Annotated in this window: 18 protein-coding genes; 3 read left to right on the forward strand and 15 right to left on the reverse strand. The window is 63.2% G+C overall.

Annotated features, from left to right (window positions below):
* Positions 1–52: 52 nt before the first annotated feature.
* From CN933_RS29215 to CN933_RS29225, 3 genes are all read right to left on the reverse strand, one after another.
* Complete coding sequence (locus tag CN933_RS29215; RefSeq protein WP_102763195.1) at positions 53–1,561, reverse strand: ABC transporter substrate-binding protein; 1,509 nt, start codon at positions 1,559–1,561, stop codon at positions 53–55.
* A 75-nt stretch (positions 1,562–1,636) separates the two neighbouring features.
* Positions 1,637–2,542, reverse strand: a complete 906-nt coding sequence (gene kdgD, locus CN933_RS29220) for a 5-dehydro-4-deoxyglucarate dehydratase (RefSeq protein WP_102763196.1) — start codon at positions 2,540–2,542, stop codon at positions 1,637–1,639.
* 60 nt (positions 2,543–2,602) lie between these two features.
* Positions 2,603–3,367 (reverse strand): FadR/GntR family transcriptional regulator, encoded by a 765-nt coding sequence (locus tag CN933_RS29225; RefSeq protein WP_100673307.1) that lies wholly within the window; start codon positions 3,365–3,367, stop codon positions 2,603–2,605.
* Positions 3,368–3,619: 252 nt separating this feature from the next.
* Here CN933_RS29225 and CN933_RS29230 point away from each other — a divergent pair, with 252 nt between their 5' ends.
* Entirely contained in the window at positions 3,620–4,492 is an 873-nt protein-coding gene (locus CN933_RS29230; protein WP_102763197.1) for a ferritin-like domain-containing protein, read from the forward strand.
* 133 nt (positions 4,493–4,625) lie between these two features.
* On the opposite strand, the gene CN933_RS29235 is transcribed toward CN933_RS29230, so the two are convergent.
* The 7 genes from CN933_RS29235 to CN933_RS29265 all read right to left on the reverse strand — a co-directional run bounded on the left by CN933_RS29235 (position 4,626) and on the right by CN933_RS29265 (position 12,997).
* On the reverse strand, positions 4,626–5,939 hold the full coding sequence (locus CN933_RS29235; RefSeq protein WP_102763198.1) for an MFS transporter: 1,314 nt from the start codon (positions 5,937–5,939) through the stop codon (positions 4,626–4,628).
* A 159-nt stretch (positions 5,940–6,098) separates the two neighbouring features.
* Positions 6,099–7,730 carry an AMP-binding protein gene (locus CN933_RS29240; RefSeq protein ID WP_245425217.1) on the reverse strand — a complete coding sequence of 544 codons (1,632 nt, stop codon included), beginning with the start codon at positions 7,728–7,730 and terminating at the stop codon, positions 6,099–6,101.
* A gap of 2 nt (positions 7,731–7,732) precedes the next feature.
* On the reverse strand, positions 7,733–8,482 hold the full coding sequence (locus CN933_RS29245; protein WP_102763199.1) for an enoyl-CoA hydratase/isomerase family protein: 750 nt from the start codon (positions 8,480–8,482) through the stop codon (positions 7,733–7,735).
* Positions 8,483–8,493: 11 nt separating this feature from the next.
* Positions 8,494–10,194, reverse strand: a complete 1,701-nt coding sequence (locus tag CN933_RS29250; protein WP_180980844.1) for a methylmalonyl-CoA mutase family protein — start codon at positions 10,192–10,194, stop codon at positions 8,494–8,496.
* Positions 10,182–11,183, reverse strand: coding sequence for a methylmalonyl Co-A mutase-associated GTPase MeaB (gene meaB, locus CN933_RS29255; RefSeq protein WP_102763200.1), 1,002 nt, complete (start codon positions 11,181–11,183; stop codon positions 10,182–10,184). Before meaB ends, CN933_RS29250 begins: the two co-directional genes overlap by 13 nt.
* Positions 11,180–11,647: a cobalamin B12-binding domain-containing protein gene (locus CN933_RS29260; RefSeq protein ID WP_102763201.1), complete on the reverse strand. Its 468-nt coding sequence runs from the start codon at positions 11,645–11,647 to the stop codon at positions 11,180–11,182. The genes meaB and CN933_RS29260 overlap by 4 nt, the downstream gene beginning before the upstream one ends.
* A gap of 12 nt (positions 11,648–11,659) precedes the next feature.
* The gene (locus CN933_RS29265; protein WP_102763202.1) at positions 11,660–12,997 is read right to left on the reverse strand and encodes an aspartate aminotransferase family protein; all 1,338 of its coding nucleotides are present in this window, start codon (positions 12,995–12,997) and stop codon (positions 11,660–11,662) included.
* Between the two features lie 91 nt (positions 12,998–13,088).
* On the opposite strand from CN933_RS29265, the gene CN933_RS29270 reads away from it, so the two are divergent.
* The gene (locus CN933_RS29270; protein WP_102763203.1) at positions 13,089–13,949 is read left to right on the forward strand and encodes a LysR family transcriptional regulator; all 861 of its coding nucleotides are present in this window, start codon (positions 13,089–13,091) and stop codon (positions 13,947–13,949) included.
* A 104-nt stretch (positions 13,950–14,053) separates the two neighbouring features.
* Here the strand turns inward: CN933_RS29270 and CN933_RS29275 are convergent, their stop codons facing one another.
* The 3 genes from CN933_RS29275 to CN933_RS29285 form a co-directional block, all read right to left on the reverse strand.
* Positions 14,054–15,172, reverse strand: coding sequence for a branched-chain amino acid ABC transporter substrate-binding protein (locus CN933_RS29275; RefSeq protein WP_102763204.1), 1,119 nt, complete (start codon positions 15,170–15,172; stop codon positions 14,054–14,056).
* Between the two features lie 237 nt (positions 15,173–15,409).
* Positions 15,410–16,600 carry an acetyl-CoA C-acyltransferase gene (locus CN933_RS29280; protein WP_102763205.1) on the reverse strand — a complete coding sequence of 397 codons (1,191 nt, stop codon included), beginning with the start codon at positions 16,598–16,600 and terminating at the stop codon, positions 15,410–15,412.
* Positions 16,601–16,624: 24 nt separating this feature from the next.
* A complete protein-coding gene (locus CN933_RS29285; RefSeq protein WP_102763206.1) occupies positions 16,625–17,392 on the reverse strand; it encodes an SDR family NAD(P)-dependent oxidoreductase in 768 nt (255 codons plus the stop codon).
* 120 nt (positions 17,393–17,512) lie between these two features.
* On the opposite strand from CN933_RS29285, the gene CN933_RS29290 reads away from it, so the two are divergent.
* Positions 17,513–18,556 (forward strand): AraC family transcriptional regulator, encoded by a 1,044-nt coding sequence (locus CN933_RS29290; RefSeq protein ID WP_102763207.1) that lies wholly within the window; start codon positions 17,513–17,515, stop codon positions 18,554–18,556.
* Here CN933_RS29290 and CN933_RS29295 read toward each other — a convergent pair.
* On the reverse strand, positions 18,538–19,056 hold the full coding sequence (locus tag CN933_RS29295; RefSeq protein WP_102763208.1) for an RES family NAD+ phosphorylase: 519 nt from the start codon (positions 19,054–19,056) through the stop codon (positions 18,538–18,540). The genes CN933_RS29290 and CN933_RS29295 overlap by 19 nt on opposite strands.
* Positions 19,053–19,442, reverse strand: coding sequence for an antitoxin Xre/MbcA/ParS toxin-binding domain-containing protein (locus CN933_RS29300; RefSeq protein ID WP_102763209.1), 390 nt, complete (start codon positions 19,440–19,442; stop codon positions 19,053–19,055). Before CN933_RS29300 ends, CN933_RS29295 begins: the two co-directional genes overlap by 4 nt.
* Positions 19,443–19,484: the final 42 nt, after the last annotated feature.

Genomic DNA, 19,484 nt, shown 5'->3' on the forward strand with positions numbered 1-19,484 from the left:
GCAGTTCATGCGAGCGCGCGAACGTGTCGCGCGCTCGCCCGGATGGTGACACTCAGTCCTTGAGGGCGATATTGGCGAGCGGGATCTCGCTGTTGGTCGTGATGTCCGGCTTCCACTCGAGGCGGCTGCCGACCCGGGTGTAGCCGATCATGTGGAACATCGGGATGTCGACCGCGAGATCGTCATGCACCTTCCCAAAGATCGCCTTGAACTTTGCCGTACGGTCCTCGCCGGTGGCAGCCATGGCATCGGCGACCTCCTTGTCGAGTCCCGCATCCTCGAAGGTCGAATAGCTTCCGCCCGAGGTGTAGAAGATCGGAACGGTGAAGGCGGCATCACCCTTGTTGTTGTCGTGCATCATCTGCAGCAGGTTCGGCCCGCGGCTCTCCGGGAAAGGCTTCTGCAGGTAGCGCAGCCAATCGTTCACGTCGAGCATCGTCAGCTTGACGTTCAGGCCGACATCCTGCCACATGGCCATCATGGCTTCCATGGCTTCCGTACCGTTGGGGTAGATGCCGTTGCGGCCGATCAGTTCGATTTCGGTATCGACCGGTACGCCTGCGGCCTTGGCCTCGGCAATCAGTGCGCGCGCCTTTTCGGCATCGAAGGCCCAGGGCGCCAGCTTGTCGTCGTGGCCGTTGATGCCGGTGACGACCATCTGCGAAGCCCGCTGTACGTCCTCGCCGAAAAGCTGCGCGAGACCATCCCAGTCGATTGCCAGGTTCAGCGCCTTGCGGATTCGGACGTCGTCGAGCGGAGCAAAGCCGGCATCGATGCGGATCGCCGTGGTTTCGGAGTTCAGATAGGCGAAGTCCGTTTCCGGATTGGTCGCGTCCTGGATCGCAATGGACGGCGTCAGATCGGCCTCGCCGGTCTCCACCATGGCGGCGCGAATCGAGGACTCCGGACGCCAGACATAGCTGGCCTTGGCAATGGCCGGCTTCTCGCCCCAGTAGCCGTCGAAGGCTTCCAGCACGACCGTCTGCGGGGTGAAGCTCGAAAGCTTGAAGGGTCCGGTTCCGACCGGATCGTTCACGGCCTTGTCCGCCGGCGTGTTCGGCGAGACGATCATGACCACGCTGAGCAGCGTCGGCAGAATCGGCTGTGGCTTGTCCGATTTGATCTCGACCGTCAGGTCATCGATCGGCGTGACCGTCAGCTTGGCATCGCCGAACTTGGCGATGTTGCTGCAGGTCAGCTTGCCGCCGGTCATCCGCTCGATCGAGAATTTGACCGCCTCGGCATTGAAAGCGGCTCCGTCCTGGAACTTGACTCCTTGACGCAGCTTGAGCTGCCAGGTGTTCGGATCGGTCTGCTTCCACTCGGTCGCAAGACCGGGTGTCGGCTGACCGCTTTTCGGATCGACGATGGTCAGCGGCTCGACGACGTTGCGGCTCAATATCTGACCGACATTGGTGATGATGGTACCGCAGGGCTCAAGATTGGCCGGCTGTTCCGGCAGGACGATCTTGATTTCCGAGGCGCTCTGCGCGCCGGCCCAGCCGGCCCAGCCGGCCACCACCATTGCGCCCGCGATGACGCGAACAGATTTGTTTCCCATTGCACTCCTCCCCAGTTGGAACGACGACGTTTAAGGCGGGCGCCATCCTCCTGGCGCATGGCCCGATGTTTCTTTTCAGCGGCGCGATGCCTCTATCAGCCCCTGCAAGATCTCCCGCTCCTCGCCGGTCAGGTCGACCAGAGGCGGGCGAACCGGGCCCGGCGCAAAACCGGCAAGCTCCACACCCGCCTTGATGATCGAAACCGGATAGCCGGCCTTGCGGTCGCGCAGGGCCGCGAAGGGGAAGAAGAACGTATGAAGAATGCCTTCCATCACCGCCTTGTCGCCGGCACGCATGGCCCGGTAGAAGCGCTGCGCCAGTTCCGGCACGAAATTGAAAACCGCCGACGAATAGGTCGTGACGCCGACGCCGTTGAAGCCTTCCGCGAAGAGCTCATGGGTCGGCATGCCGCCGATATAGCAGAGCCGGTCGCCGAGCCGGGCCGTCACATGACGCACGAGGTCCACCTTGCCGGTGCCGTCCTTGAAGCCGATCAGGTTGGGGCAGGCCTCGGCAAGGCGCGCGACCGTGTCGGCATTGGCGACCGAATTGGCGCGGTTGTAGAGAATGACGCCGAGGCCCGTCGAATCGCAGACGGCCTTCACATGGGCATAGATGCCTTCCTGCGGCGCTTCCGTCAGGTAGTGCGGCAGCAGGAGAATACCGTCGGCACCCGCCTCCTCGACGATCTTCGCGGTCTCGACGGCAAGGGACGTGCCGTAGCCGCAACCCGCAATGATCGGCACCTCGCCCGATACGTCCTTGGCCGCACGGGTGACCTGGCCCACTTCGTTCGGCGAGAGCGAAAAGAACTCGCCGGTGCCGCCGGCAGCGAACAGGGCCGCGGCCTCAAAGCCGGAAAGCCACTCCACATGACGTCGGTAGCTCTCCAGATTAAGCTTGTAGTCCGACGTGAAGTGCGTGACCGGAAAGGACAAGAGCCCCGAACCGACACGCGACTTGATTTCTTCAGGCGACAATGAATTCCCTCCGGCTGCGAGCTTAAGACGGGAAATTCATATGATGACTTTTGAGATGAGTCAATCAACCTCGCCGGATTTTTCGCTCGGGCGCCAGGTCGTCAGCGAGCGGTACCGCTTGATCCCGGTGACGAGATGGCGGCGCATGGCCTCCCGGGCCCGGTCCGGATCCCGCGCAAGGATCGCCTCGGCGATCTCGCGGTGCTCTAGGAGAATGGGCTCGTCCCGGCTCGGCAACGGATCCACGCCGCCCATGACCGTGCGAAACTTCACGCGCGGGATCATGCGACGCCCGACATGCTCCAGAAAGGTGCGGAAGCGGGTGTTGTTGGTGGCCGTCGCTATAGCCATGTGAAACTGGAAATCGGCCTCATCCGTGGGCTTTCCTTCGGCGACGAGATGGGCAAAGCGCTCGACCTGGGTCTGGATTTCGGCCTCCTGCGCCGGGGAACTGCGCGCCGCCGCCAGGCCTGCCGCCTCGACTTCGATGCCGATGCGCAGTTCGAGCTCCTCGATGATATCGGAAATCTTGTCGGTCTCGCCGGTGAAAAGCCTGAGGCCCGGGTCGCTCTGCCGCGGCCCTATCACGAAGACGCCCGACCCCTGCCGCGACTCCACCAGGCCATCGGCCCTAAGCGCCGCGATCGCCTCCCTCACCACCGTCCGACTGAAGCCGAACTTGTCGATCAAAGCCGGCTCGGTCGGCAACTTGTCGCCCGGCGCATAGTATCCTGCCTCGATCTGCGCCTTTATGGCGTCTGCCACCTGCGAGGACAGCGACGGGCGCGCGCCTCCCTTTTTCGTACTCGGCATGAATATTCCCATACCCCGCATCTTAAAATCATCATATGACTGCGACTGTTAGTTGTCGCAGACATCTTATGGGATTATCGAACGGCGGTACAGCAGATTTCGAGCCGGTTACGCGCGGACGAGATGCAGCAAGCCTGAGACGAAGTCGGATAAGGGGCGACAGCAGGCATGTTCCGGAACATTTCGGCTCGTGCAACGTTCAACGGAGTTGGCCCGCACCTGAGGAGCCAAGACTGACGGCGGGCGGGCTTCAAGGAGGAAGCCATGATCCGCGCACTGCCATCAATTTTCCTTCCGCGCCGCCGCCTTTTGCAGCTTGGCCTCGGGGCAACGCTCGTTTCAACCGCAGGCTTCCCCGCGACATCGCAGGCCGACGAGCCGAGTGACGTCGAGGACGAGGACATATTCCAGTTTGCGCTCAACCTCGAATTCATGGAAGCTGAGTACTATCTGCGTGGCACGACGGGCAAAGGCATCGATGATTCCGATGCAGGTTCTGACGCCGGCCCGGTGACCGGCGGCAAGCAAGTCTCCTTCGCTACCCCTGCGATTGGCGCGTTCATGCGGGAGGTTGCGGAAAACGAACTTGCGCACGTCAGATTCTATCGCAAGACGCTCGCAGATCAGGCTGTGCCGAGGCCGGCCATTGATTTCGACGCCGGCTTTGCCGCGGTCGCGAAAGCGGCGGGGCTCGGCGAGGACTTTGATCCGTTCGGTAATGAGACGAACTTCGTGCTCGGCGGCATGCTATTCGAAGATGTTGGCGTTACCGCCTATGCCGGAGCAGCCACCGTCCTCAAGAACAAGGACTTTCTCGCCGCCGCCGCCGGCATCCTGGCAGTCGAGGCCTATCACATGGGCATGGCGCGATCCGCCCTTTACCGGAAGGGCGAAGAAGCCTGGAAGGCCGCGCAAGCGGTATCCGACGCACGGGATAAAATTGATGGCGCGGAAGACAAGGATCAGGGCATTCAGATGGATGGCAAGGCCAACATCGTTCCCTCGACGCCGGATGCGATCGCGTTCACCCGGACCCCGCAAGAGGTGCTACGCATCGTTTATCTCTCCGACAAGGAAGGCGTCAGCAAGGGCGGCTTCTACCCCAATGGAATGAACGGCAAGATAAAAAGCACCTGAATCGGTAGCATTTGTCTGTGTGTGATGTGCTCCCCGCGCGAGCACACCGTGTGCTTGCCATCTGATTGCGTTCTTGTTCGGCTTTCCGTCCGCATCCCGGGAATCGCAGCGAGCTCACATCATTGCGGAGAGCTCAGGCCAGCGATACCTGGCGCGTCTCGGCGTCGATCAGAAAGGCCGCAACGGCAGCCACGAGCAGAAGGCCGGCAAAGATGCCGATGGCGAGACCGAAACTCTGCGCCACCACCAGACCCATCAGCGATGGAGCGAGCAAGCCGCCGAGCCGGGCCATGGCGCCGGCAGCACCCATTCCCGTCGCCCGCGATGCCGTAGGATAGAGTTCCGGCGTATAGGCATAAAGCGCGCCCCAGGTGCCGAGCAAGGCGAAGCTCATGATCAGGAGCGAAGTCCCGATCAGCGTTGCAGTGCCGGCAATCACGAAGAGCAGGCAGCCAAGTGCCGAGAGGAGGCAGAAGCCTATCAGGGTAGGTCTTCGGCCCCATTTCTCGACCCCGTAGGCGGCCAGCGCGTAGCCGGGGATCTGCGCCAACGCCAGGACGACGAGGAAACCGTAGCCCCGAACGAACCCGAAGCCTTCGCCCGCGAGCCGCGGAGGCATCCAGGTAAAGACGCCGTAATATGATATCGAGACCAGAAACCAGATGGCTAGGATCATCAGGCTGCGCTTGCGAAGATCGACCGAAAAAATGCCGGCGCTCTGCGCCACCGGCGACGGCACCAGCGATGCATCGGCACCAAGCTGCGTCTTGCCGTTGACGACGAGGATCCGATCGACGATGGCCTTCGCCTCGGAGGTCTTTCCGCGGCGAAGCAGATAGAGCGGCGATTCCGGCACCAGGAAACGCAGCCCCAGGCCGATCAGCGCCGGCAGTGCAGTCACGGCGAAAATGTAGCGCCAGGCGTCCGCTACTCCGGCGAGGCTCGCACCCCATGCGGCGAGCGCAACGATGAGCGTGCCGACGGCCCAGAAGCCCTCCAGCATCACCAGCCAGCGGCCGCGATTGCGAGCGGGCAGAAACTCCGCCATCATCGCATAGTCGACCGGCAGAGTTCCCCCCACCGCCGCGCCGGTGAGGAACCGCAGCAGAAGCAGGACGGAAAAATCCTGTGCAAAGACCGACAGCAGGCCGAAGACTGCGTCGCAGGCGACGGTGGCAATCAGGACGCGCCGGCGGCCGATGCGGTCCGCAAGCCTGCCGAAACCCGCGGCGCCGAACAACATCCCGAGAAAGAACAGCGTGCCCGTCTGCAGCGCTTGCGGAACCGACAGGCCGAAAGTGGCGGCGATCGATGCGGCCGTGAAGCCCACCGCCAGCACCTGCATCGCGTCGGCTGCCCAAACCAGACCGAAAATGGCGATGAGGCGGCGCTGGTAGGCGCCGGTTCCGGCGCGGTCGAGCGCATCGTCTATCGTGATTGTCGTCATTCGCCCTTTCTCCGGTTCGGCGGACCGCCGCAATCCGGAGAAGTCCGCGTGGATCGGCTGCCGGTTACAGACGTCGGCTGCCGCAGCTCAATTCGATACGCTCCTACTTCTCGCATCGAAGGGAGGATGGCAAGCCGAGCGGGCGCCGGTGAGGCGGGATCAGCGTGAACCCCGGTCGAATGTCCCCGGGCTGACACCGCGCTGCCGCAGGATGCTCCTGGCGACCTTCTCGGTCGGGGTGCGCGGAAGCGGCGCGTCCGTGATCTCGAGGTAACGAGGGACCATATGGCGCGGCGCCAGCGCGCGGAAATGGTCGAGCAGTTCCGCCGGCGTCAGCGTCGAGCCCGGCCGGCGCGAAGCGACCACCATGATGTCCTCCTCGGTGAACTCGGACGCGACGCCGAATGCGGCGCTCTCGACGACATCGGGATGCGCTTCGGCCAGCGTTTCCACCTCATAGGCAGAGATATTCTCGCCCCGGCGCCGGATGGCCTCGTTCAGCCGGTGCTTGAAGTAGAGCCAGCCATCCTCGTCCATCACCCCCGCATCGCCGGAATGGTACCAGAGGTTTCTCAGAGTCTGCACCGTCTTGGTGTCTGCCTGGTAGTAGCCGGAAAACATGCTCCAGCTCTTTTTCGGGCGCGAGACGATCTCGCCGACCGTGCCCGGCGGCAGCGGCCTGTCCTTTTCGTCGACGACGGCCACTTCCCAGTCGGGGTGCGGCTTTCCGCAAGAGCCCGGCCGCGTGGCATCCACCGTGTCGAGGGTCACGAAGCTGGTTTCCGTCTGGCCGTAACCAGTGACGAGGCGCATGCCGAAGCGCTGCTCGAAGGCCTCCTTTTCCGGCACCATGGGAATGCACTGGCAAACCCGCACCGGATTATCCTTGTCGCTTTCGCAGGGCGCCGCCCGCATCAGTATGACGGCCATGGCTCCGAGGAGATTGGTCGCGCTCGCACCGCTTTCACGAACCTGCTCCCAGAAACGCGAGGCGCTGAACCCTTCGACCAGCGTCGCCCGGGTGCCGTAGATCAAAGGCAAGTAGACGCCGAACATCTGGGCATCGGTATGAAACAGCGGCAATGCCGAAAAATAGCTGTCGTCGGTGCTGTATCCGAGATTGGCGGCCATGGCCGCCGCCCATGAATAGCAATGATGATGCGACATCAGGGCGCCCTTGGCGGGGCCGGTCGTACCGGAAGTATAGAGGATCGCCATCGGGTCGGAATAATGCAGCCCTGCAAGGTCGACGGTCGGCAGGGAGGCCAGGCATTCCTCGAAGCGGACGATGCGGTCGATCCGCAGGCCGGCCGCACGCGCTTCGGCGGGATCGACGCCGACCAGGACGAGAGTACTCAGGTCCGGCAGCCTGTGCTCCAACCTTGCGAGCTCGATCACGCCACGCGCGTCGGTGACCAGCACCCCCGCCCCGCAATTGTTCAGATTGTGCCAGAGCAGTTCGCCCTTCAGACCGGGATTGTTCGGCACTTCGATGGCTCCGAGATTCGAAACCGCAAACCAGGTCGCCACGAGTTCGAAGCAATTGGGAAGCAGCATCGCAACCCGGTCGGACCTGCCGATGCCCAGCATGCGAAAACCGCTCGCCAGTCGCCAGGAGACATCGAACATCTCCTCGAAATTTGCCCGGCGGCCGCAAATATCGAGAAAGGGCGCCGATCCCAAACGCTCGGCCTGACGGAGAAGGATCTTCGGCAGGACGCGGTCTTCGATCTCGTCGTCGTGCATGCCCGGAACGGGCGAGCGGGAAACGGTGACTGTTGTTTGCGACACGGTCAAAACTCTTTTGCTCTTGCCTGCGCCTGCGGAGAGAGGAAACCACGAACCGTGGCTGCGGTCTCTCGTGCCATAGCTTCCTGAAGGGTCGAGTGAAGGCCGGCATTGATGGCGCGCTTGGCGTCCGCGACAGCGTCTGCGGGACGCTCCGCGATCCTCAGAGCCAGTTCCCGCGCCTCCTCCAGCAGGCGATCGTCCGGGACGACCTTCCAGGCGATGCCGACGTCCAGCGCCTTCCTCGCATCGTGCCGCTCGCCGAGCATGAGAAGCTCCTTCGTCACTTGTGGCCCGACCTGCTTCGTCAGCAATGCGGTTACGCCTCCCGTCACGAACAAGCCGTAGGTCACCTCGGGAAAGAACCAGCGGGCACTTTCGGAAAACAGCCGGAAATCGCAGTTGATGGCCCATTCCAGCGCGCCTCCGACGCACCAGCCGTGCACGGCCGCAATCACGATCTTGCGCGACTGCATGATCTGGAGCGTGATGTTCTGAATGGCCTCGACCCAGGCTCGCGTATCCGCCTCGCAAGCGGTCTGCGCATCGAGATCCTTGAGGTCGTCGCCGGAACAGAACGCCCTGCCCTCGCCATGGAGAATCACGGCGCGTATGCCTTCGTCCGCTTCCGCGTCGGCGAGCGCCCGGGAGAGCCCATCGACGAGCTGCCGATTCATCGCATTCAGCCGCTCCGGGCGATTCAGCCTTACCCAGGCGACCGCTCCCTCGTTCTTGGAGATGACAGTGTTGTTCATCGTCTCCCTCCTCACACGATCATCGGCTCGGCATAGGAGCCCCAGACCTCCCGAAGAGCGCCGCAGATCTCACCGAGCGTCGCCTTGGCCTTCACCAGTTCGATCGTTTTCGGCAGCAGATTGACGTCTTCGGATTGCGCCTGCTCGGCAAGCTCCTTCAGGAGGCGCTGGATGCGCCCGTTGTCACGGTTCGCCCTCACGGCGTTCAGACGGTCGATTTGCAGCTGCGTGCAATGCTCGTCATAAGGATGAATGTGCACATCCGCCGTACTGGTCGCCGGATCGGCGTATTTGTTCACGCCGACCGAAATCTTTTCTCCCGAGTCGATTTTCTTGAAGGTCGCATAGGCGGAGTCGGCGAGCTTCTGCTGGAACCACCCCTCCTCCACCAGCTTGATCGCGCCGCCCCGTTCGTCGATTTCATCGAGCATCTTCCAGACTTCGCCCTCCATGTCCTTCGTCAGCCGCTCGATGAAGTAGGAGCCGCCGAGAGGATCGATCACCGAGGTCACGTTGATCTCTTCGCGGATGATCTGCTGGGTTCGGATGGCGAGCTTCATCGCCTCCTCGGTGGGGATGGCGAAAGCCTCGTCCAGACCGTTGGTATGCATGCTCTGGCATCCCCCGAGCACGGCGCCGAGCGCCTGAATGGCGGTTCGCATGAGGTTGTTGTGGTGCTCGACCTTGGTCAGGCTCATGGCAGCGGTCTGCACGTGCACGCGCAGACGCATGGATTCCGGTCTGCGTGCGCCGAAGCGCTCCGACATGATCTTGGCATAGACGCGCCGCGCGGCCCGGAACTTGCAGATCTGCTCGAAGAAGTCCTGATGACTGATGAAGAAGAACGACAGGCGGGGGGCAAACTCGTCGATATCCATGCCGGCCTTGGTCACCTCTTCGCAATAGGCAATGGTGAAAGCCATGATGAAAGCGATTTCCTGAAGCGCATTCCCGCCGACATCCGAGAGGTGATATCCGCTGAGGCTGACGGGATTGATCTTCGGGGTGGCGCAGGCGCTGTGCATGATGAGGTCGCGCAGCAGCCGGACGGCCGGCTGAACCGGGTAGATCCATTCCTTCTGGGCAACGTATTCCTTGAGCGGGTCGGCCTGCAGCGTGCCGGTGAGCTTATGCAGGTCGCAACCACGCTGTTGCGCCACCGTGACGAACATGGCGTATATGACCCAGGCTGAGGGATTTATGGTGAGAGAGACCGAGATCTTCTCGAGGTCGATGCCGTCGAACAGGCGGTCGACGTCGTCCACCGTATCGATGGCGACGCCGACACGCCCGACCTCGCCGAAGGCCATAGGGTCGTCGGAATCGAGCCCCAGCAACGTCGGAAGATCGAAATCGGTCGAAAGACCGGTCTGACCCGTCTGGATCATGTATTTGTAGCGTTGGTTGGTCGCCTCGGGGTTGCCGAAGCCGGCGACCTGGCGGATGGTCCAGGGCCGGCCCCGATACATGGTCGGATAGACGCCCCGCGTGAAGGGATAGGCGCCCGGAAAACCGAGCTCGCTTGCGGGAATATCGGCAATGTCGGCCGCCGTATAGACCCGCTTCAGCGGGATGCCGCATTCCGTCTCAAACACCGGCTTCTCCTCCGGCCGCCTTTCGAGAGCGGCGGCTAAAGCGCCCTCCTCCCATTCGGTCTGTCTTCGCCGGATGTCTTCGATCGCCGCTCCCGAGAACAGTTTCACGTCGTCCATGAGTCGTCCTCCCAACCCAGCAGAGCGCGCGCGGCGACGGACGGATCGATCCGCCGGTCCGCCACGGCCCGAACATGCCGCTCGAGCGTCTCTGGCTCCCGCTGAAATTTCTGCTGAAACAGGTGCCTGGCCGTTCCGAGAATGCGCGTCCTGCAGATGTTGCGCTGACGGTCTGCCAGTTCGCCACTTCCGTTCAGATGCGCCCAGTGCTCCCCGATGGTGTTCTTCAATTCGCGGACGCGTTCGCCCGAAACGGAGCTGACCGGCAGGACAGGCGGCTTCCAGTCCGAACCGGCGCCGTCTCCGCCAAGCGCCATCATCCCCCGAAGCGCCGACACCGTTGCCGATGCCTCGGGCTTGTCGCATTTGCTGACGGCGTGGATGTCCGCGATTTCCAGGATGCCGGCCTTGATCGCCTGTATGTCGTCACCGAGGCCGGGCGCGGACAGGACGACGATCGTGTGCGCCGCCGCGACCACCTCCACCTCGTCTTGTCCCACTCCGACCGTTTCGATGATGATCGGCGAATAACCAGCCGCGTCGAGGATATCGACGGCCTGGAGTGTCGAGCGCGCCAGTCCGCCGAGGTGACCTCGGGTCGCCATGCTGCGCACGAAGGCATTGCCCGCCGCGGCCGCATCGCTCATCCGGACGCGATCGCCCAGTATTGCGCCACCCGAAAACGGGCTGCTCGGATCGACCGCAATGACGCCGACCTTGTGGCCTTCGGCGGCATAGGCCTTGATCAGGGCGGAAACGAGCGTGGACTTGCCTGCGCCCGGGACGCCGGTAATCCCGACGACATGAGCTCTTCCACCGCGCTTGTAGAGTTCGCCCAGGGCAAAGGCCGCTTCCCTATGCCCCTCTTCGGCGCGGGAAATCATCCGGGCAATGGCGATCGGCCGCCCGGCCAGGACGCCCTCGGCCAACTCCGTGGAGGGCTTGTAGACCCCGCGCTTCGCCGATCCGGACTGCGTGACGACGGTCATATGCGGCCACGGGCGGCAACGAGGTCGGCAATCGCCGTGACGATCACCTCCGCACGCGCCTCCTGCGGAACGATCGCATCGACGCCGCATTCCAGCAAGGCGGGATAGTCCTGCTCGGGGATCACGCCGCCGGCGACCACGAGAACGTGCTCGGCGCCCTCCTCGCGAAGGCAGCCGCACAATTCGCGAAAGAGCGGGACATGCGACCCCGAAAGAAGGCTGACGCCGATGACGTCGACATCCTCCTGGATCGCCGCCGCGACGACGTCCTTCGGCGACTTGTAGAGCCCCGTATAGACCACTTCCATGCCGGCATCGCGCAGAATGCGGGCCACCACTTTGGCGCCGCGGTCATGGCCATCGAGGCCCAGCTTGGCGACAAGGACACGAATGGTGTCCGCCGCGTGCGACGGAGTTCCGGCTCCGTCGCCAAGGCCACCGCCGGTGCGATTCGTTTCGGTCATCGGCTGCCTTCCCTATTCTGCCGCAAGATCGGGAAGGCCCGCGCCGAGGGACAGAGCCGCCTCGATGGACTGCGTGATGATGCCCAGCCCGAGGTCGATCTCCTCCTCGGAAATCGTCAACGGCGGCGCGATGCGGAACACGCCGCCCATGCCGGGAAGCTTGACGATGTTCATGCTCAATCCCCGGCGGAAAGCCTCGGCGGCGATCCTGCCGCCAAGCTCGTGATCGGCGCTCCTGCTCGGGCCTGGCTTAACGATTTCGACGCCGAGCATGAGGCCGCGGCCGCGAATGTCGCCGACGCATTCGAACCTCTGCTTCAGTTGCAACAGTCCGTGGAAGAGCTTCGCGCCTGTCAGGCGGGCGCGGTCGACGAGCCCTTCCTCGGCAACGACATCGAGCACGGCCAGCCCTACCGCGGCCGGCAAGGGATCCGAGACATGCGTCGTGTAGAAGAGGAAACCCTTCTCATGTGCCGCGTCTTCGATCTCGGCGGTCGTCATCACGGCGGAAAGCGGCAAGCCGGCGCCGATCGTCTTCGAAAGCGTGAGTATGTCGGGCGTGACGCCGTCGCGCTGAAATGCGAACATGCTGCCGGTCCGGCCGATCCCGGTTTGCGCCTCGTCCAGAATGAGCAGCATTCCGCGCGCGTGGCATTTCTCCTTCAGCGCTGCGAGATAGCCCTGCGGCAATTCGAGCATTCCGCCGCTCGACAGGATCGGTTCGGCTATGAAGGCGGCGAGGCTGCCGGTCGACTGGCTGTCTATGAGCGCGAAGGCATCGTCCAGTTCCGTCTCCCAGTCGAGGCTGCCGTCGGGGTGGCGAAAGCGCGGACGGAACGCGTTGGGCGCGGGAATGGTGAGCGAGCCGACCATCGCGGGGCCATATCCCCTGCGGCCGGCACTGTACGTGGCGGAACTCGCCGCGCCAGTCATGCCGTGCCAGCTTTTCGAGAAGGCGACGATTTCATGCCTGCCGGTGACCAGCTTGGCCATGCGGATCGCCGCCTCGTTGGACTCCGCCCCGGTCGAAAGCAGCATGACCCTGTCGAGGCCGGGCGCCAGCGCGGCCAGGCGCTCCGCCAGGTCGACGACAGGCCGCGACAGCATTCCGCTGAACAAGTGCGCGACCTTTTCCATCTGTCGCTGGACGGTTTCGACGATCCGCGGATGGGAATGGCCGACCAACGCACTCATCTGTCCCGATGTGAAATCGAGGATGGGCCGATCGTCCGCATCGAAAACGAAGGAGCCCCGGGCCCGCTCGATGATCGCCGGGTCAAAGCTTCCGCCATAGCGTATCAGATGCCTGCTCGCGGCCGCCCAAAAGGTGGGATCCTGATTTTTCGACATTGTAAGCCTCCAAACACCCGGGAATCGATAGCGGCTGACAAGTTCTGTGTAAAATTGATAGTATTGGGATTCAGATATAAGGAAAGTTGATATGCACGGACCGCTCGACCTTCGCCTGCTGATCACCTTCGTGCATGCTGCCCATTCCGGGTCGCTGAGCGCGACGGCGGTGCAGGTCGGGCGTACGCAGTCCGCGGTCACGATGCAGATGCAGCGGCTCGAGGAGATGCTCGGCCAGAGCCTGCTGCATCGCAGCGGCAGCGGTGTTCGGCTCACCGGCAGCGGCGAACGCTTTCTCGCTCATGCCGAACGCATCCTGAAAATGCACGACGAGGCGGTGTCGGCCTTTTCCGAAAAGGGTTTGCACGGCTCCATGGTTTTCGGCAGCCCGGAGGACTATCTGATATCCTTCTTTCCGGCGCTCCTGAGGAGCTTCGGCACAAAATACCCCGACGTCGAAATCAAGGTCGTATCCGCTCCCACGGCCGAATTGCGGGCGCTTCTGCAATCGCACAAGGTCGATCTCGCGCTCGTTTCGACGCCCAACCTGAACGACGTCGAAACCATCATCAGAACGGAGCCGCTCGCCTGGGTCGGCAGCAAGCCGGCGCTGGAGCTGCATGATTTCGGCGACACGGTGCCCCTGGCGCTGCCGGCGTCGAACGCCATGGACCATCGCGCAGCCCGGGAGGCGATGGCGCGCGCCGGATTGCGCTACAAGATATCCTATGCGAGCAACAGTCTTGCTGGTCTGATCGGTCTTGCACGCTCCGGGCTTGCCGTCAGCGTCATGACGCAGGAAGCCGTTCCGCCGGATCTCCACATCCTGAATGCGCCGCTTCCGGAACTGCCGCATCTGGGCATCTTGCTGGCGTTCGCTGATGCCGACCACCAATCTCCCGCGGTCGCGGCCTTCGCCGAACATGTTCGGGCGGTCTTGCCAACGCTTTGAGATATGGATCTGAATTCGGTCGCCGGATCATGGCTGCGGCGGGCCCTTCTCCTGCCGCAGCCATGATGTTCACGAACGCCGCACTTCATGCAACCGTCGGTGCTCTATTTCTGAAAATAGGTAGGCCTTCCGTCCTCGCCTTTTTTCCATTCGTAGATCACATAATCCGGACGCGTGATATCGCCCTTGTCGTCATAACCGATCTCACCCAGGACGGTCGACCACGGTCCGCCCGCCTTGATGGTTTCGGCGACCTTCTGCGCGTCGTCGGCCGAACCCGTTTTCTCGATGGCCGCGGCAACGATCTGCACGGCGATATAGGCGTAGAGCGTATAGGCTTCCGGCTCGAAGCCGGCGGCACGGAAGGTTTCGACCACCTCCTTGGCGGCCGGATTGCGCCGCGGATCGGGAGCGAAGGTGTTCAGCGTCCCGACGACTGCGTCGCCGGCGATCGATGCCAGTTCGCTGGAAACCATGCCGTCGCCGGAAAAGAGGGTGGCGCCGAGCCCCTGATCGGCGGACTGTCGCATGATCAGGCCGGCCTCGGTATGCAGTCCTCCGAAGTAGATGAGCGTCACGCTGGCATTCTTCATCTTGGCGATCAGCGCCGAGAAGTCTTTCTCTCCGGCGGTAATTCCCTCGTAAAGCACTTCTTCGATGCCTGCGCCGTTCAGCACCTGCTTCGCCACGTCGACGATACCTTGCCCGTAGGGCGTCTTGTCGTGGACGATCGCTATCTTGTCCCCGTGAAAATTGGCGGCGATGTACTCGCCCGCGACCTTGCCCTGCTGGTCGTCACGCCCGCAGGTGCGGAACGTGTTCCAAAGGCCGCGCTCGGTGAACTGCGGATTTGTCGATGCGGGCGTGATCTGGAGCACACCGTTTTCCGCATAAACTTCCGAAGCGGGGATCGATACGCCGGAATTGTAATGCCCCACGACGTAGCGGACGCCGTCCGCGACGAACTTGTTGGCAACCGAAATGCCCTGCTTGGGGTCCGAAACGTCGTCTCCGATGACGATCTTGAGCTTTTCGCCAAGCACACCGCCGGCGGCGTTGAGATTGGCAACGGCGCGTTCCGCGCCCTTGACGAACTGCGCTCCGAAAGCAGCGTTCGGACCCGTGACCGGACCGGCGACACCGATCAGGATGTCGGCCCAGGCAGTGCCTCCGGGTGCGACGATGGACGTCGCGACCACGGCGGACAAGAGTAGTTTCTTCATTGTTGCGCTCCCAGTACTGCTGCGGGCCCCCGATGAAGCCTCCTGCGCTGCCCACTCGTGACGCAGAAAGCCGTCTGGCGCGCAGAGATACGCGTCAGGCATTCCGTACCGGCGACTTTGGATCGTATCGTTCCCTGGACGGGCCTCTTCTATGTCTCCGAGGCATCGGCGCCCGCCAATGCCCGCCACCCTCCACCTGCTAGGCGCGCCGCCGTGCGTGCTGCGCCCTGTCCTCCCTCAGCCTGATATCTCCACCGCCACCGCGGTCGCCTCGCCGCCGCCGATACAGACGGAAGCTATGCCGCGTCTGAGGCCGCGGCGGCGCAGCGCATTGACGAGCGTGACGATTACCCGGGCGCCCGAGGCGCCGATTGGATGGCCCAGTGCGCAGGCGCCGCCGTGGACGTTCACCTTTTCCGCGGCAAGGTCCAATTCGCGCATTGCCGCCATCGGCACGACGGCAAAGGCCTCGTTGATTTCGAAGAGATCGACCTCACCGATGTCCCAGCCGATGCGCCGGCAGAGTGCCTTGATCGCTCCGATCGGCGCCGTCGGAAAGAGACTGGGTGCATCCGCATGGGTGGAGTGACCGCAGATCGTCGCCAGAGGCGCGATGCCCTTTTGATCCGCCGCCGACCGGCGCATCAGCACCAGCGCCGCCGCGCCGTCCGAAATCGAAGAGGCGTTGGCAGCCGTGATCGTGCCGCCGTCGCGAAAAGCCGGTTTCAACAGGGGAATCTTGTCGAACCGCGCCTTTTGCGGCTGCTCGTCCAGGCTGACGGTTCGTTCCCCCTTGCCCGAGACGATGCTCAAGGGGACGATCTCCTCCGCAAAGCTGCCGTCGGCACTTGCCTTTTGCGCCTTCTCGAGGGACGCAATGGCATACTCATCCTGGGCGCTGCGGGTGAATTGGTAGGCTTCGGCGCAATCCTCGGCAAACGTGCCCATCAGGCGCCCCTTGTCGTAGGCATCCTCGAGGCCATCGAGGAACATGTGGTCCAGTACCTTCTGGTGCCCGATGCGATAGCCCTGCCGCGCGCGGTCGAGCAGATAGGGGGCATTGGTCATGCTCTCCATGCCGCCCGCAACCACGATCGAGGCGGAATCCGCCTTGATCAGGTCGTGTGCCAGCATCGTCGCCTTCATGCCCGAACCGCACATCTTGTTAACGGTGGTCGCGCCGACGCCGGGGGGAAGACCCGCACCGAGCGCAGCCTGACGGGCTGGCGCCTGTCCCTGTCCCGCGGTCAGGACACAACCGAACAGCACCTCATCGACTGCATCCGGGGCAAGCCCGGCGCGCTTCAGAGCATCGGCAATCGCGGCCGCCCCTAGCTCGGCGGCGCAAAGGTCCCTCAACTCACCTTGGAAACTGCCAAGCGGGGTTCGGGCCTGCCCGACGATGACCACAGGATCCTGCTTGTTCATTCGAACCTCCCTGCATGGCCATGCTTACCGGGGCGCCATGCGCAAAGCCCCGTCGAGGCGGATGACCTCGCCATTAAGCATCGTATTCTCGCAAATATGCTTCACGAGGGCGGCATATTCCTCGGCCCGACCAAGACGCGGAGGAAAGGGCACACTTGCCGCGAGCGCGTCCTGAACATCCTGAGGCATACCGGCCATCATCGGCGTATCGAAGATGCCAGGCGCAATGGTGACGACGCGAATTCCAAAACGCGCGAGCTCGCGCGCGGCCGGAAGCGTCAGCGCGGCGACGCCGCCTTTCGACGCAGCGTAGGCGGCCTGGCCGATTTGCCCGTCGAAAGCGGCGATCGAGGCGGTATTGACGATCACCCCCCGCTCTCCGTCGGCGTCCGGCACTCCCTGCGACATGACCTCGGCGGCAAGCCGTATCATGTTGAATGTCCCGATCAGATTGACGGCGACCGTGCGGGCGAAACTGCCCAGTGCGTGCGGGCCGCTCCTGCCGAGAATCTTCTCGCCGGGCGCAGTGCCGGCACAATTCACCAATCCGTGGACGTGCCCGAATTCCTGCTTCGCGAACGCCAGAGCGGCGGTGGCGTCGGCCTCACTCGTCACGTCGGCATTTCGGAAGCACACCGCCGCGCCGAGTTCGGCGGCAAGCGCCTCTCCCGCTTGAGGCTTCAGGTCAAGCCCCAGCACCCTCGCGCCCTCCTGAGCCAGCATGCGCGTCACAGCCGCGCCCAGTCCGGAACTGGCCCCCGTGACGATAAAGACGCGGCCCTTGAGTTGCATAGGCTCCAGCTCCAACTTTTTCCAACCGGGATGATGCAGAGGAGAAATATGGTATGCAATGACCGAATGACTCAGATTATGTGATCGCTTTTGCAATGTTCGACGAGAGGGACGTCGCCCATGGAACGCCGGATGATCGCCCCATGTTTCATGGACGATACGCTCGAATGCCTCCAGCGCCATGGAGTGGACGCCGAACCCCTCCTTGCACAAGCCGGCCTGCCATCCGTCGTCACCGGTCCGGTTTCGGCCGAACAATACGGCGCCTTCTGGCATGCGGTGGCACAGGCGATGGATGACGAGTTTTTCGGCGAGGGCGCCCGGCCGATGCGCGCCGGCAGCTTCGCATTGCTGTGCCACGCCATTCTTTCAACCGCGACGCTCGAACATGCGCTGCGGCGAGCGCTGCGCTTCCTCAGGGTGGTTCTCGAGGAACCGCATGGCGAGCTGGTCGTCGAAAACGGGCTGGCACAGATCGTCCTGAAGGACGCCGGCGCGACGCGCTCCGCCTTCGCCTATCGTACCTTCTGGATCATCCTGCATGGCGTCAATTGCTGGCTGATCGGACGCCGGCTTCCGATCCGCTGGGTCGACTTCCGCTGCAGTGCGCCCCCCGCCGGAACCGATTATCGGCTCTTCTTTGGCGCGCCCGTCCACTTCGATCAGCCCCGGACGCGGCTCGTTTTCGATGCAGAGTACCTGAAACTGCCGCCCATTCGTGATGAGCGGGCACTGAAGCACTTCCTCCGGCATGCGCCTGCAAATATTCTCGTGCGCTATCGCCACGACGCAGGATTGTCCGCGGCAATACGCCAGCGGCTCCATGCCACGGCTCCGTCCGCCTGGCCGGGTTTCGAGGCGCTTGCCGCGCGCATGCGGATTGCAGTGCCGACCCTTCGACGCAGATTGAAGCAGGAGGGCCAGACCTATCGATCGATCAAGGAGGACCTGCGCCGGGCGCTTGCGATGGAAGCCCTCGCCGACGGCCGGACGAATGTGGCCCAGCTTGCCGTCGAGCTCGGCTTTTCCGAGCCGAGCGCCTTTCACCGCGCATTCCGGAAATGGACCGGAAAGTCCCCGGCGCAATTCCGGCGCAATGCGACGCGTACGGAATTCTCGGAAAGCACTTCACCACGGAAACGCAGTCAGCCCCAGGAGAGCTGATCTTTAGGCAGCCGGCCACTTGGATCATACACGTCGACGCGATGCGGCAGATCCGGTCCCCACGTCCAAAGTACGAGATTCCGGTCTTCCGCTTCGGTCCCCGGTGCGAAACTCGGAACCAGGATGCCGGCGGTCCCGCGCGGATGAAGACGGTCGTAAATGGCCGAGGAGGCCGGACGCCTCCCCTCGGCAAGCGCGCCCGCCCAGCTGCAGGCCATCTCCTCCAGCGATACCCCGTGTTCCGCCCTCCCCCTCTCGGTCGTCAGATCAGCGATGTCGGCGCAATCGATGTCGTAGGAGCAAAGCACGCAAGGATCGATACGATGGGCGAAGCCCTGATTGGCCTCCTTGACCGCTGTCATGATGCTGAGTGCAAGGTAAAGCGTTTTCAAGCCCTTCGGGTTGAAGCGCGCGCCCTTTAATGCCGCGCCATCGCCGGATGTAGGCTTGAAAGGCCAGCGTGGGTCATGCGCGCGATAGCAGGTTCCGGTGAACCTCAAGCAAAGCCCCCGAGGGCCATGTGGTCGAGATAATCGCGCACGGCCGCCGCCTTGCCGTCCTTCACCAGAGCTTCGGCCGTTCGTCCGCCGAATGCCGGGAGGGGCTGGGCGCGATACCACGCCATTGCCTGCTCCTTGCCGCCCGCCCAGTCGGTGACACGGCTGATGATCTCGAGCATTTCGCGGAGGCGGTTCTGCGTCTTCGTCGCCCGGCTGCGCTCCAGCCGGTAGAGCGTTTCACGCGCAAGCCCGGCCGTTTCGGCAAGTTGCGTTTTCGACATGCCGAAGCCGTCCGCGACCTGCTGAACCGCGATCTTTCCGCCCTTGTCCATGTAGGACAGTATCAACGGTCCGCCATCGCTTTGGGTCTTTTGAGACTGAGCCATCTTGCGCCATATCCAAGAACATATTTCCTGTGCAAAATATAT

The organism is Sinorhizobium sp. M4_45, assembly GCF_002885915.1.
Taxonomy (GTDB): domain Bacteria; phylum Pseudomonadota; class Alphaproteobacteria; order Rhizobiales; family Rhizobiaceae; genus Sinorhizobium; species Sinorhizobium meliloti_A.